This is a genomic window from Mycobacterium sp. 3-98, assembly GCF_035918355.1.
Classification (GTDB): Bacteria; Actinomycetota; Actinomycetes; order Mycobacteriales; family Mycobacteriaceae; genus Mycobacterium; species Mycobacterium intracellulare.
Genome location: NZ_CP142360.1, coordinates 4,496,383 through 4,510,586, shown reverse-complemented (window position 1 = coordinate 4,510,586; position 14,204 = coordinate 4,496,383). Strand labels below are relative to the sequence as shown.

11 protein-coding genes and 1 tRNA gene are annotated in these 14,204 nt (G+C 66.9%); 9 read left to right on the top strand and 3 right to left on the bottom strand.

What is annotated here, in order from left to right; translation table 11 throughout:
- Positions 1–10 precede the first annotated feature (10 nt).
- Positions 11–2,671 (top strand): transglycosylase SLT domain-containing protein, encoded by a 2,661-nt coding sequence (locus QGN30_RS21090; protein ID WP_326565493.1) that lies wholly within the window; start codon positions 11–13, stop codon positions 2,669–2,671.
- Between the two features lie 239 nt (positions 2,672–2,910).
- Here the strand turns inward: QGN30_RS21090 and QGN30_RS21085 are convergent, their stop codons facing one another.
- The 3 genes from QGN30_RS21085 to QGN30_RS21075 all read right to left on the bottom strand — a co-directional run bounded on the left by QGN30_RS21085 (position 2,911) and on the right by QGN30_RS21075 (position 3,879).
- Positions 2,911–3,423 (bottom strand): DUF732 domain-containing protein, encoded by a 513-nt coding sequence (locus QGN30_RS21085; protein WP_326565491.1) that lies wholly within the window; start codon positions 3,421–3,423, stop codon positions 2,911–2,913.
- 5 nt (positions 3,424–3,428) lie between these two features.
- Positions 3,429–3,722 (bottom strand): hypothetical protein, encoded by a 294-nt coding sequence (locus QGN30_RS21080; RefSeq protein ID WP_326565489.1) that lies wholly within the window; start codon positions 3,720–3,722, stop codon positions 3,429–3,431.
- 81 nt (positions 3,723–3,803) lie between these two features.
- A tRNA-Arg gene (locus tag QGN30_RS21075) sits at positions 3,804–3,879 on the bottom strand.
- Between the two features lie 115 nt (positions 3,880–3,994).
- On the opposite strand from QGN30_RS21075, the gene argS reads away from it, so the two are divergent.
- From argS to prfA, 8 genes are all read left to right on the top strand, one after another.
- Positions 3,995–5,647, top strand: coding sequence for an arginine--tRNA ligase (gene argS, locus QGN30_RS21070; protein WP_014379585.1), 1,653 nt, complete (start codon positions 3,995–3,997; stop codon positions 5,645–5,647).
- The gene (lysA, locus tag QGN30_RS21065; RefSeq protein WP_014379586.1) at positions 5,644–7,062 is read left to right on the top strand and encodes a diaminopimelate decarboxylase; all 1,419 of its coding nucleotides are present in this window, start codon (positions 5,644–5,646) and stop codon (positions 7,060–7,062) included. The genes argS and lysA overlap by 4 nt, the downstream gene beginning before the upstream one ends.
- 4 nt (positions 7,063–7,066) lie before the next feature.
- Positions 7,067–8,392 carry a homoserine dehydrogenase gene (locus QGN30_RS21060; protein ID WP_014379587.1) on the top strand — a complete coding sequence of 442 codons (1,326 nt, stop codon included), beginning with the start codon at positions 7,067–7,069 and terminating at the stop codon, positions 8,390–8,392.
- Entirely contained in the window at positions 8,389–9,471 is a 1,083-nt protein-coding gene (gene thrC / locus QGN30_RS21055; RefSeq protein WP_008254781.1) for a threonine synthase, read from the top strand. The genes QGN30_RS21060 and thrC overlap by 4 nt, the downstream gene beginning before the upstream one ends.
- Positions 9,472–9,547: 76 nt before the next feature.
- The gene (gene thrB, locus QGN30_RS21050) at positions 9,548–10,495 is read left to right on the top strand and encodes a homoserine kinase (protein WP_168710506.1); all 948 of its coding nucleotides are present in this window, start codon (positions 9,548–9,550) and stop codon (positions 10,493–10,495) included.
- 267 nt (positions 10,496–10,762) lie between these two features.
- Complete coding sequence (gene rho, locus QGN30_RS21045; RefSeq protein ID WP_036458452.1) at positions 10,763–12,628, top strand: transcription termination factor Rho; 1,866 nt, start codon at positions 10,763–10,765, stop codon at positions 12,626–12,628.
- 166 nt (positions 12,629–12,794) lie between these two features.
- Positions 12,795–13,025 carry a 50S ribosomal protein L31 gene (gene rpmE, locus QGN30_RS21040; protein WP_008254787.1) on the top strand — a complete coding sequence of 77 codons (231 nt, stop codon included), beginning with the start codon at positions 12,795–12,797 and terminating at the stop codon, positions 13,023–13,025.
- A 99-nt stretch (positions 13,026–13,124) separates the two neighbouring features.
- Entirely contained in the window at positions 13,125–14,198 is a 1,074-nt protein-coding gene (prfA, locus tag QGN30_RS21035) for a peptide chain release factor 1 (RefSeq protein ID WP_036458455.1), read from the top strand.
- The last annotated feature ends 6 nt before the right edge of the window (positions 14,199–14,204 follow it).

Here is a 14,204-nt window from a genome sequence, read left to right as displayed (position 1 = left end):
ATTGACTAACGTGGCCACAAAACTAGCATCCGGTTATATCGAGCTAACGGTAAAGTCCAACGTCAAAAAGGACGTTAGCGACCAGCTCTCCGACGTCGAGAAGCAAGCGAAAAAGACCGGCGATGCTATCGACAAAAGCTTGGGTAAGGGCGCCGAGAGGGCGGCCAAGTCCACGAAAGACCTTGGGAAAGAACTAGATTCCGCCAAGGGGAAGGCGAAGCAGACCGGCGACGAGCTTGAGAAAAGCGTCACCCGGGGCGCTAAAAACGCAGGTAAGTCCGTCGAGAATGAGATTGGCGGCGCCGGCAAGCGTGCGAGTAAGTCCATCGGTGAAGACATCCTTGATGGTGCGCTGAAGGCTTCTCGCGATGGGGGCAAGGCGCTATCGGATGCCCTGGTCAATGCGGCCGGTGAGGGTGGCAAGGCAATCGGTAAAGCGATTGGCGATACCGCGGTCGGCGACTGGCTGCGGGATATCCAGGAAAAAGCGGAGCCGGTGCTGGACGTCACCCACAAAATCGGTGATGCCTTTTACGCTTTCAAAAACAAGGATATTGCTGGCGGATTGTCCAGTGTTGCAGACGGTTTGACCAAGATCGGGCAGTCGGATGCCGGTAAGACACTTGGGGATATCGCACGCCAGGCCCAGCCGTTGCAGGACACGTTTTTCGGCCTCAAAGATTCCATCTCCGGCACGACCGAGGGGCTTCTGACCCTGGCGGGCAATTCAGGCAAAATCGCGGGTGGTCTATCGGCAATTTCGGCCGCAGCTGGCCCGCTTGCGATTGTGGCCGCCCTGCTGCCGAAGATGCCGGGCTTCATGGATAGCGCGGGCGGTGTGCTCGATCAGATTAAGGGCAAAAAGGGATTCAATGCCCGAGATTGGTTCCAGACGGCCAATCCTGCGTTGGGCGCCTTGAGCGAAGCCATGGGCTGGGGGTCCTCTGCTGAGCATGCGGGGAGCGGCCCATTTGGTGGGACCGACCCGACCAAGGGGTTCCAGTCGCCCATTCCGGCCAAGCCCGGCGTGTCTGCTATTCCGCTGCCGGGTTCGGCGCCGGCCGTCGAGCCGGGTTATCAGGCCTCTACGGGCTCGTCTGACCCGTTTGCCGCGCTGGGCGGCCCAGGTGGTGCGAAAGCCGCTCCCAGTGGCATGACAGGCCCCAAGGGCGCCGTGTTCAACGCGATGGTCAACGCGGGCTTCGCGCCCTCCGAATTCGGTGCGGTGGATTCGATTGTGTCCCGCGAGTCGAGCTGGAATCCGGGCGCCACCAACCCCAGCAGCGGGGCATACGGACTGTTTCAGTTTCTGGGCCACCAGGGCGACAAATACGGCGCCCTGGGCGGCTATAGCGCCGATCCCGGCCAGCAGGCCGCCGCGGGCATGGCCTATATCAAAGACCGATACGGCACGCCGTCGAACGCGAAAGCCTTCTGGGACTCCCATGGCTGGTATGACGATGGCGGATTGCTTCAGCCTGGAATCACCATCGCGCACAATGAAACTGGGAAGCCTGAGCTTGTATTAACCGAGGACCAGTTGAAGGGGGCACAGCCCGCGCCCCAGGGCATCGACATGGGCGCCCTACTCGGTGACGGCCAGGCCGACAACCCGGCCGCCCCGAGCGCACCGGGCAAGCCAGGCGGGAAAGACCTGCGGACCCAGGGTTACATCCCGGCCGGCGCGGGTGGCAGCGGTGCGGCCGGTTCCAGCTTTATCTCCGGTTCGCTGCAGATGGGTGCCCAGGCCATCAACGGGCTGATCGATCAGGCCGCATCAGCGGCATCTCAGGCGGCATCGATGGGTGCCAATGCATTCGCGCCGGGTTCTGGTGGCGCGGCGGGCGCCGCCGCCAGTACGGCCATCGGTATTGGCACCCAGGCAGCCAAGCGAGGCGTCCAATATGGGTTCCAGCTGGCGGGCATCGCGGGGGATGCGGCCACCGAAATCCTGATGCCCTTTGGTGTTCCGCGGTTCTTCCAGACGGACCCGTCACAGTTCATGCCGCAGTTGCCCGGCAAGGCCGCAGCGATCACGACAGGGGAAAAGGCGCAGCAGCAGGGCAACCCTGGGCTGCCGAATGAGCCGGGTAACCAGCCGGGCGGCCCGGTGCAGCCGGGGCAGTTGCCTGGTGCGCAGGCCGTGGGGAGTCCCGCGCCGATTGCCTCGCCGGGCACGGGGGACTTCAAGCCAAACCCCATCAAGGTGCCTGGTCTTGGTGGTACTCCCACACAGGCTGGCTCCAATCCGGCGCCCCCCGCCGAAAACGCAGGACCAATGCCGAAGGCGCCTGCGCCTGCTATTGCCGCCCCCACGCCCCCGGCGCCAGCTCAGCAGCAGCCACCGAAACCACCTGGCCCACTGGACTTTCTGCCCATGGACACAATGGTGCCGACGTTCGACTCCGGCGGATGGCTGATGCCCGGGGAGATTGGGATCAATAAGTCCAACGCCCCTGAGCCCATGGCGGTGTTCACGCCCGAGCAGTGGGGAACATTGGGCGGCTTGGCCAAGGGCGCCAGCCTGAAACCCGATCCGTCCCAGGGTGGCAACGGATCGGATTACAGCATCCACTTCCATGACACCGTGGTGAAAGACGTGAATGAGATGATTAACCAAGCGAACGCGCAACAGAGGTTGCAGCGCATGCGGTATGGCGGGCGGCCGTGAAAGTTGTATCCGTCACAACGAAAGCCGAAGTAACCAAAGCTGATCGGGATCGCCTCGTGTTGCGGTTTGGGACGCTGCGCGTGGCGATGAATCGGGATGAGGCCATCCAGTTGGCCACTCAGCTTGCCGACGTCGCTGCTGAGCTAACCGGGGAGTCGTCCGAGGGCAGGCACTGGCTGAGATAAGAGAACACCCGGCCAAATTGACCGGGTGCCCCTGAGGTGAGTCGGATGACTCAGCTACGCGAGCTGGGCGCCTGGGCAGTAATGGGCGATGGCGATGTCGATGAACATTTCGACCAACGCGCGGTCTATGCCGTCGTCGCCGGCCGCGAGTAGTGCGGTAATCATCTGCTCGCGCGTCCCCAGGTGATTCGTGGTCAGATAGCACACTTTCTTCGCGTTGTGGACAGCCGCGTACGCGCCTAGTAGATGGCCGCCGTGGGCATCGAGGTCCATGAGAAACGCTGAGTCCTGGTCGGGCTGGGTGAGTGCCGGCGCCCGTGTGGTGATGGTTGGCCGGGTGACGGTGACGATGGGTGTGTTGGCGTCATTGAGCGCCCGCACGCCAATGGCCCCGGCCGCGATGAGCGCGGCAACGGCCACCAGCAGCGCAGCGAGGGGCAACGCCCAGCGGGCGCGGCCTGCAGCCGTTTGCGGGTAGTCCTCGCCATCATCGAGCGCGTACGCATGCAGCTGTTCCGGCGCGGCGATGGTTTCGCCGGCCGCGGTCACGTCGGTTTCGTCGGTCATGGTGATCACCGTGACCCGCCTGCCGGGTGGCGCTGGACGGCCGCATCAACCGCCTCATCGGCTCGCAGGTCGCCTATCGCGACGAACTTCAAACGCTCGGCGAACGCCTGCGCGTCGTCCAGCTTGCCGAGAAGCTCCACGGCCCGCGCGTTGCGTGCCCCTTCGAGCCCCCGCGCGGCTCGGGCGACGTTGTCTCGCGCCAGCTCGATCAGCTTGGCGCAATCGCCCAGGTCGCTGATGGCATCACACAGGCCATCCGTGGCGGGTTGCGGGCTGTACGGGGTGGGGTCGGTGGTCATTGGCGGGTCTCCATTCGGTTGGAGCCGCGCCGAGAGCTAATTGCACGAATCTTGCACAGCGATACATTCCCGCTGGTCAGATGGTGCCCCCGGCAGGATTCGAACCTGCGGCCTTCTGCTCCGGAGGCAGACGCTCTATCCCCTGAGCTACGGGGGCGCTACAACTTTGTTGTTGCACCATTGGGCTCCGACAGACTAGCGCATCCAGGCGGCCGCCCCGCCACCGCAACGGATTCGGGGCGCGGGCATGCGAGCCAATAGGATGGACGCTCGTGACCCCCGCTGACCTCGCTGAGCTGCTCAAAAACACCGCCGCCGCGGTGCTGGCCGAGCGCGGGCTGGACGCTGCCATGCTGCCGGCGACGGTGACCGTCGAGCGCCCCCGCAATCCCGAGCACGGCGATTACGCCAGCAACCTGGCGATGCAGCTGGGCAAAAAGGTCGGTGCCAACCCCCGCGAGCTCGCCGGATGGCTCGCCGAGGCACTCGCGCAGGCCGACGGCGTCGCGTCGGCGGAGGTGGCCGGACCGGGCTTCATCAACCTGCGGCTCGAGGCGTCGGCGCAGGCGGTCGTGGTCAACAACGTCATCGACGGCGGCGCTCGCTACGGCCATTCCGACGCGCTGGCCGGTCACCACATCAACCTGGAGTTCGTCTCGGCCAACCCGACCGGGCCGATCCACATCGGCGGAACCCGCTGGGCCGCGGTCGGCGACGCGCTGGGCCGGCTGCTGTCCACCCAGGGCGCCGACGTGGTGCGCGAATACTATTTCAACGACCACGGCGCCCAGATCGACCGCTTCGCCAGCTCGCTGATCGCCGCGGCCAAGGGCGAACCCACCCCGGAAGACGGCTACGCGGGCGCCTACATCAACGACATCGCCGCCCAGATCGTGCAGAAGGCCCCCGACGCGCTGAGCCTGCCCGCCCCCGAGATGCACGAGACCTTCCGCGCCATCGGCGTCGACCTGATGTTCACCCACATCAAGGAGTCGTTGCACGAATTCGGCACCGACTTCGACGTCTACACCCACGAAGACGCGATGCACACCAGCGGCCGGGTCGACGAGGCCCTCGCCAAGCTGCGCGAGACTGGCAACATCTACGAGAAGGACGGCGCAACATGGTTGCGCGCCAGTGCCTTTGGTGATGACAAGGATCGCGTCGTGATCAAGAGCGACGGGAAGCCGGCCTACATCGCCGGGGACATCGCCTACTACCTGGACAAGCGGCAACGCGGCTTCGACCTGTGCATCTACATGCTCGGCGCCGACCACCACGGGTACATCGCCCGCCTCAAGGCGGTCGCCGCCGCCCTCGGCGAGGACCCGGCCACCGTCGAGGTGCTCATCGGCCAGATGGTCAACTTGGTCCGCGACGGCCAGCCGGTCCGGATGAGCAAGCGCGCCGGAACCGTGCTCACCCTCGACGACCTCGTCGAGGCGATCGGCGTCGACGCCGCCCGCTACAGCCTGATCCGGTCCTCGGTGGACACCCCGATCGACATCGACCTCGCGCTGTGGTCGTCGGCGTCCAACGAAAACCCGGTCTATTACGTGCAATACGCGCACGCCCGGCTCTCGGCGCTGGCCCGCAACGCCGCCGAACTCGGTCTCATCCCCGACACCGGGAACCTCGGGCTGCTCGACCACGACAAGGAGGGGACGCTGTTGCGCACCCTCGGCGAATTCCCGCGGGTGCTCACGACGGCGTCGTCGCTGCGCGAACCGCACCGGATCTGCCGCTACCTGGAAGATCTCGCCGGCGACTACCACCGGTTCTACGACTCCTGCCGGGTGCTGCCGCAGGGCGACGAGCAGCCCACCGTCCTGCACACCGCGCGCCTGGCGCTGTGCCAGGCGACCCGCCAGGTGATCGCCAACGGCTTGGCGATACTCGGCGTCACTGCCCCGGAGCGAATGTGAACGTTCATCCCGCCGGTCCTCGGCACGCCGAAGAGACCCGCCACGCCGACAGCCCGCCGCGGCCGCAATCCGCCGAGGAGCTGCTGCTGTTGGCGCCAAACGTGTGGCCCCGCAACACGACTCGCGATGAAGGCGGAGTCGCCAGCATCGCGGGGGTTGCGGTGACCGACCTCGCCCAGGAGTACGGCACCCCGCTGTTCGTCGTCGACGAGGACGATTTCCGGTCCCGCTGCCGCGAGATCGCGTCGGCGTTCGGTGGGGGCAAGAACGTGCACTATGCCGCGAAAGCCTTTCTGTGCAGCGAGATCGCGCGCTGGATCGACGAGGAAGGCCTGTCGCTCGACGTGTGCACCGGCGGCGAGCTCGCCGTTGCGCTGCACGCCAACTTCCCGCCCGAGCGCATCACCTTCCACGGCAACAACAAGTCGGTCGCGGAATTGACCGCGGCGGTCAAAGCCGGTGTCGGCCACGTCGTTTTGGACTCGATGACCGAGATCGAGCGTCTGAATACCATTGCGGGCGAGGCGGGTATCGTCCAGGACGTCTTCGTCCGTCTCACCGTCGGCGTCGAAGCGCACACCCATGAGTTCATCTCGACCGCACACGAGGACCAGAAGTTCGGACTGTCCGTGGCCAGCGGCGCGGCGTTGGCCGCCGTCGGCCGGGTATTCGAAGCCGAACACCTGCGGGTGGTCGGTCTGCACAGCCACATCGGTTCGCAGATCTTCGACGTCGCCGGCTTCGAACTCGCCGCGCGCCGTGTCCTCGGCCTGCTGCACGAGGCCGTCGAGCAGTTCGGCGTCGACAAGACCGCGCAGATCTCGACCGTGGATCTCGGTGGCGGACTTGGTATCTCGTATCTGGCCGCGGACGACCCGCCGCCGATGGGCGAACTGGCCGCCAAGCTGAGCGCGATCGTGAAGAACGAGTCGGAGGCTGTCGGGCTGCCGACACCGCGGCTGGTCGTCGAGCCCGGACGAGCCATCGCCGGACCGGGCACCATCACCCTCTACGAGGTGGGTACCGTCAAGGACGTGGACGTCAGTGCCACGGCACACCGGCGCTACGTCAGCGTCGACGGCGGCATGAGCGACAACATCCGCACCGCCCTGTATGACGCCCAATACGACGCCAGGCTGGTCTCTCGGCTTAGCGATGCACCCGCCGAGCTGGCGCGCGTCGTCGGAAAGCATTGCGAGAGCGGCGATATCGTCGTGCGCGACACGTGGGTGCCCGGCGACCTGCATTCCGGCGACCTGATCGGGGTGGCCGCCACCGGCGCCTACTGCTATTCGTTGTCGAGTCGGTACAACATGGTCTGCCGTCCCGCCGTCGTCGCGGTGCGTGACGGGCGCGCGCGCCTGCTCCTGCGCCGCGAGACGGTCGACGATCTGCTGAGTCTGGAAGTGAGGTGAACTGGTGCCGCGTGAGGAAAAGCCGGTCGGTGTAGCGGTACTCGGGTTGGGCAACGTCGGCAGCGAAGTCGTCCGAATCATCAAGGAAAGCGCCGATGACCTCGCGGCCCGCGTCGGCGCGCCCCTGGTGCTGCGCGGCGTCGGAGTGCGCCGCGTCGCCGACGACCGTGGCGTTCCCGCCGAGCTGCTCACCGACGACATCGAAGGGCTCGCCGCGCGCGACGACGTCGACATCGTCGTGGAGCTCATGGGACCGGTCGAGCCGTCCCGCAAGGCCATCCTGTGCGCCCTCGAACACGGCAAATCGGTCGTCACGGCGAACAAGGCGCTGCTGTCCATCTCCACCGGAGAGCTGGCGCAGGCGGCCGAAAGCGCGCATGTCGACCTGTATTTCGAGGCGGCGGTCGCGGGGGCCATTCCCGTCATCCGGCCGCTCACCCAGTCGCTTGCGGGTGACACGGTGTTGCGGGTCGCGGGCATCGTCAACGGCACCACGAACTACATCCTGTCCGCGATGGACAGCACCGGCGCCGACTACGACACCGCCCTCGCCGAGGCCAGCGCGCTCGGCTACGCCGAGGCCGACCCCACCGCCGACGTCGAGGGCTACGACGCCGCCGCCAAGGCCGCGATCCTGGCGTCCATCGCGTTCCACACCCGGGTGACCGCCGACGACGTCTATCGCGAGGGCATCACCAAGGTCACGCCGGCCGACTTCGAGTCCGCCCGTGCGCTGGGCTGCACCATCAAGCTGCTGTCCATCTGCGAGCGCATCACGGACGGCGATGGCCAGGAACGGGTCTCGGCCCGCGTCTATCCGGCGCTGGTGCCGCTGTCGCATCCGCTGGCCACGGTCAACGGGGCGTTCAACGCGGTCGTGGTCGAGGCCAAGGCCGCCGGAAGGCTGATGTTCTACGGCCAGGGCGCCGGTGGCGCGCCGACCGCGTCCGCCGTGGCCGGGGACCTGGTGATGGCCGCGCGCAACCGGGTGCTGGGCAGCCGCGGGCCGCGGGAATCCAAGTACGCCCAACTCCCCGTGGCCCCAATGGGTTTGATCTCCACGCGCTACTACGTCAGCATGAACGTGGCGGACAAGCCCGGCGTGTTGTCCTCGGTGGCAGCCGAATTCGCCAAGCGCGAGGTCAGCATCGCCGAGGTGCGGCAGGAGGGCGTCGCGGACGAGGGCGGACGACGGGTGGGGGCCCGGATCGTCGTGGTCACCCACCGCGCCACGGACGCCGCGCTGTCCGAAACCGTCGACGCGCTCGCCGACCTCGATGCCGTGCAGAGCGTGACGAGCGTGCTGCGACTGGAAGGGACCACCCTATGAGCGCGCCGCGCACCGCCGTCCACCAGCCCTGGCCCGGGCTCATCGAGGCCTACCGGGACCGGTTGCCGGTGGGTGATGACTGGACCCCGGTCACCCTGCTCGAGGGCGGCACCCCGCTGATCGCGGCGACCCGCCTGTCGGAAAAGACCGGCTGCACAGTCCATCTCAAGGTCGAGGGCCTCAATCCCACCGGCTCCTTCAAAGACCGGGGGATGACGATGGCGGTCACCGATGCGGTGGCGCGCGGCCAACAGGCCGTGTTGTGCGCCTCGACCGGCAACACCTCGGCGTCGGCGGCGGCCTATGCCGCACGCGCCGGGATCACCTGCGCGGTGCTGATCCCGCAGGGCAAGATCGCGATGGGCAAGCTGGCGCAGGCGGTGATGCACGGCGCCAAGATCATCCAGATCGACGGCAACTTCGACGACTGCCTGGAACTGGCCCGGAAGATGGCCGCCGACTTCCCGACGATCTCCTTGGTCAACTCGGTCAACCCGGTGCGCATCGAGGGCCAGAAGACGGCCGCGTTCGAGATCGTCGACGCGCTCGGCGCAGCGCCGGACGTGCACGCCCTTCCGGTCGGCAACGCGGGCAACATCACCGCGTACTGGAAGGGATACACCGAGTATCACCACGAGGGCCTGATCGAAAAGCTGCCGCGGATGCTGGGCACCCAGGCGGCCGGCGCGGCCCCCCTGGTGAACGGTGCGCCGGTCAAGAACCCGGAAACGATTGCGACCGCGATCCGCATCGGCGCGCCCGCGTCGTGGACGGCCGCGGTCGACGCGCAGCGCCAATCCAACGGCCGCTTCCTGGCGGCCACCGACGAGGAGATCCTGGCCGCCTACCACCTGGTGGCCGAGTCCGAAGGTGTGTTCGTCGAACCCGCCTCGGCGGCCAGCATCGCGGGTCTGCTCAAGGCCGTCGACGACGGCTGGGTGGCCCGCGGGTCGACGGTCGTGTGCACGGTGACGGGCAACGGGCTCAAGGATCCCGACACGGCACTACGGGATATGCCCACCGTGACCGCGCTGCCGGTTGATCCGGTCCTGGTGGTCGAAAAACTGGGGCTGGCGTAGTGCGGTCACCGAGCGTGGGGCCTATGGACGAATTCCAGGCAGGCCACGTACATAGCGCCCACACTCGGCGGTCACGTTGGTGACCCCGATGCTGCCCGCCGGGCTGGTGGCCACCGCCGTGGTTTCGGCCTCCAGCGCAAACCTCGGGCCGGGCTTCGACAGCATCGGTCTGGCGTTGAGTCTGTGCGACGAAATCACCGTGGAGACAACTTCTTCCGGCTTGGTCGTCACGGTAGAGGGGGAAGGTGCCGGCCAACTGCCGGTGGACGCCGACCATCTGGTGGTGCGCGCCCTCGAGCGCGGCCTGCAAGCTGTCGGGGTCCGCGCCCCCGGGCTGGTGGTGCGGTGCCGCAACGCCATCCCGCATTCCCGCGGCCTGGGCTCGTCCGCGGCGGCGGTGGTGGGCGGGCTTGCGGCCGCGAACGGCCTTGTCGCGCAGACGGATTGGCAGACGCTCGACGACACCCAGCTGATTCAATTGTCCTCGGACTTCGAGGGTCATCCCGACAACGCGGCGGCGGCCGTGCTGGGCGGTGCGGTCGTGTCGTGGGTCGACCGCAGCGGTGATCACCCGCGGTACGCGGCGGTGCCGCTGCGGCTTCACCCCGACATCCACCTGTACTGCGCCGTTCCCGAGGAACGCTCCCTGACGGCCGAGACCCGCGTGCTGCTGCCGGCGCAGGTCAGCCATGACGACGCACGCTTCAACGTCAGCCGCACCGCGTTGCTGGTGGTCGCGCTGACCGAACGCCCGGACCTGCTCATGGCGGCCACCGAAGATGTGCTCCACCAGCCGCAGCGCGCACCGGCCATGCCCGCCTCGGCGGAATATTTGCGGCTGCTGCGGCGTCATAACGTGGCAGCGACGCTGTCCGGGGCTGGTCCATCGGTGATCGCGATGACCACGGCGGCGGGGTTGCCCCCGGAGGCGGTGGAGTACGCCGCCACAAGCGGATTTGCCCTCATCAAGATGGCCGCCGGCGAACGAGTTCGCTGGAGTCCGGGAGTCACCGTCGCGGGTTGATCAACAGCGTGGCCGGAGGGTTTGCTTGCTTCCAGCAGGGATGGGGGCTATCCTCGGAGCCGTCCAGCAATCGCAGCATCTGCATCTGCATCCATACTGCCTTGCCGCTAGGACAACACCAATTCTTCTTGTGGACGAGGTTCGCCGTTTACTCCGCCGATCCAGGCGATCACCGTTGCAGAGTCGATGATTGGGCGCACTCGGCAATTTGGCTGAATGCAACGAACCCCCCGTATGACGTGATCATTGGGGGAAGAAAGGAACTCCGTGACTGATACGGACCTGTTCACGGCTGGCGAAAACACTGACGCCAATCAACTGTCTAATGCCGTGACCACCGACACTCCCGACGCGAAGACGAACGCTTCGGCCGGCGCCCTGTCCACCATGGTGCTGCCCGAGCTACGCGCGCTGGCTAACCAGGTCGGCGTCAAAGGGACGTCGGGAATGCGTAAGAACGAACTGATCGCCGCGATCAAAGAAGTCAGGGGACAGGCCAACGGCGTGCCCGCCAACGGCACGAAGTCCACTGAGGACAGCGGCAAGCCGGACACCAAAGACGACGACACCAAAGACACCAAGGACGACAACGGCGCTGACGCACCGGCGGCCAAGGAAGGCCAGAACGGCGCAGCCACCGAGGCGCCCCGCCGCGAACGACGCGGCGCTTCCCGCGACGCGGGATCGACCGACCGCGGCAACGAGGATGCCGATCGCGAGCGCACCGGCGGCCGAGTTGGCGGCGCCACCGGCGAGACCGACGGCCGCGAAGGCAAGCAGGACAAAGACAACCAGAACGAGAACCGCGGCCAGGGCGGCGGGAGCGAGGATCAACAGAGCTCCGGCGGCCAGCAGGGCCGTGGCGGGTCGAATCAGCAGGACGACGACGGCGAAGGACGCGGCGGCCGGCGGGGACGCCGCTTCCGCGACCGCCGGCGCCGGGGCGAGCGCTCCGGAGAGGGCGGCGACGCCGAACTGCGCGAGGACGACGTCGTTCAGCCGGTAGCCGGCATTCTTGACGTCCTCGACAATTACGCGTTCGTGCGCACTTCCGGCTACCTGGCCGGGCCCCATGACGTTTACGTGTCGATGAACATGGTGCGCAAGAACGGCCTGCGCCGCGGTGACGCCGTCACCGGCGCCGTCCGCGTGCCGAAGGAAGGCGAGCAGCCCAACCAGCGGCAGAAGTTCAACCCGCTGGTCCGCCTGGACAGCGTCAACGGCGGCTCGGTCGAGGACGCCAAGAAGCGCCCCGATTTCTCCAAGCTGACGCCGCTGTACCCCAACCAGCGTCTTCGCCTGGAAACCACGCCCGACCGGCTGACCACGCGGGTCATCGACCTGATCATGCCGATCGGGAAGGGCCAGCGTGCGCTGATCGTGTCGCCGCCCAAGGCGGGTAAGACGACGATCCTGCAGGACATCGCCAACGCGATCACCAAGAACAACCCGGAATGCCACCTCATGGTCGTGCTCGTCGACGAGCGGCCCGAGGAGGTCACCGACATGCAGCGTTCCGTCAAGGGCGAGGTCATCTCCTCGACCTTCGACCGGCCGCCGTCCGATCACACCCAGGCCGCCGAGCTCGCCATCGAGCGGGCCAAGCGGCTCGTCGAGCAGGGCAAGGACGTCGTCGTGCTGCTGGACTCGATCACCCGCCTCGGGCGCGCCTACAACAACGCCTCGCCGGCGTCGGGCCGCATCCTGTCCGGTGGTGTCGACTCCACCGCGCTGTACCCGCCCAAGCGCTTCCTGGGCGCCGCGCGCAACATCGAGGAGGGCGGCTCGCTGACCATCATCGCCACCGCGATGGTCGAGACGGGGTCCACCGGTGACACGGTCATCTTCGAGGAATTCAAGGGCACCGGCAACGCCGAGCTCAAGCTGGACCGCAAGATCTCCGAACGCCGGGTCTTCCCCGCGGTCGACGTGAACCCCTCCGGCACCCGCAAGGACGAACTGCTGCTGTCGCCGGACGAGTTCGGCATCGTGCACAAGCTGCGCCGCGTGCTGTCGGGCCTGGATTCCCACCAGGCCATCGACCTGCTGATGTCGCAGCTGCGCAAGACGAAGACCAACTACGAGTTCCTGGTCCAGGTGTCCAAGACGACGCCTGGGATGGACAACGACTAGGGGGACCGTCGCTCCCGCTAAACCACGCACAAGACACGCCGGGCGCCAGCGCCGTGATTTAAGTGTCGCGGCGACCGCCCCGGGAATGGCGAAGCCCATCCCGCTGTTTTGGGGCATGACGGTTGACCCGGCATAATCGGACGCTGAAACGATCGAAGAGGACACCATGAAAGCTGACATTCACCCCGCCTACGCGGAGACCACCGTGCTCTGCGGATGCGGCAACACCTTCCAGACGCGCAGCACCAAAGAGGGTGGCCACATCACCGTCGAGGTCTGCTCGCAGTGCCACCCCTTCTACACCGGCAAGCAGAAGATCCTGGACAGCGGTGGCCGGGTCGCCCGCTTCGAGAAGCGCTACGGCAAGCGCAAGGCCGGAGCTGCTGCCGACAAATAGCTCGGTTACCGACGCCCGAACTGTGCGTGCAGTCGCACAGGCCGGGCGTCGGTTTGCGTTTGCGGCAGTGACGGGCGACAACGGGGCAGGAGGTGTGGCATGACGAAGCCGGTACAGACCATTGACGTGCTGCTGGCCGAGCACGCCGACCTCGAGCGACGGCTGGCCGACCCCGAACTGCACAGCAACCCCGACGAGGCCCGCAAGGCCGGACGGCGCTTCGCCCGGCTGGCTCCGATCGTCGGCACCTACCGCAAGCTGATGGCCGCCCGTGAAGACCTCGAGGCCGCGCGCGAACTGGCCGCCGACGACGATTCCTTCGCCGTCGAGGCGAGCGACCTGGAAACCCGGGTGGCCGAGTTGGACACCCAGCTCACCGACATGCTGGCCCCGCGCGACCCGCACGACGCCGACGACATCGTGCTCGAGGTCAAATCCGGTGAGGGCGGGGAAGAGTCGGCGCTGTTCGCCGCCGACCTGGCCCGGATGTACATTCGCTACGCCGAGCGGCACGGCTGGACCGTCACCGTGCTGGACGAAACCACCTCGGACCTCGGCGGTTACAAGGACGCGACGCTGTCCATCGCCAGCAAGGGTGATTCGGCCGACGGGGTTTGGTCGCGGATGAAGTTCGAGGGCGGGGTGCACCGGGTTCAACGCGTCCCGGTGACGGAATCCCAAGGCCGCGTTCACACTTCGGCGGCGGGCGTGCTCGTGTATCCCGAACCCGAAGAAATCGGCGAGGTGCAGATCGACGAGTCGGATCTGCGCATCGACGTCTACCGTTCGTCGGGCAAGGGCGGCCAGGGTGTCAACACCACCGACTCCGCGGTGCGGATCACGCACTTGCCCACCGGAATCGTGGTCACCTGTCAAAACGAGCGCTCGCAGCTACAGAACAAGGCGCGGGCGCTGCAGGTTCTGGCGGCGCGCCTGCAGTCCTTGGCCGAAGAACAGGCGCTGGCGGACGCGTCGGCGGACCGGGCCAGCCAGATCCGCACGGTGGACCGCAGCGAGCGCATCCGCACCTACAACTTCCCGGAGAACCGGATCGCCGACCACCGCATCAACTTCAAGTCGCACAATCTCGATCAAGTGCTCGACGGCGACCTGGATGCGTTGTTCGATGCCCTGGCTGCGGCCGACAAGCAAAGCCGGCTGCAACAAGCATGACGTCCC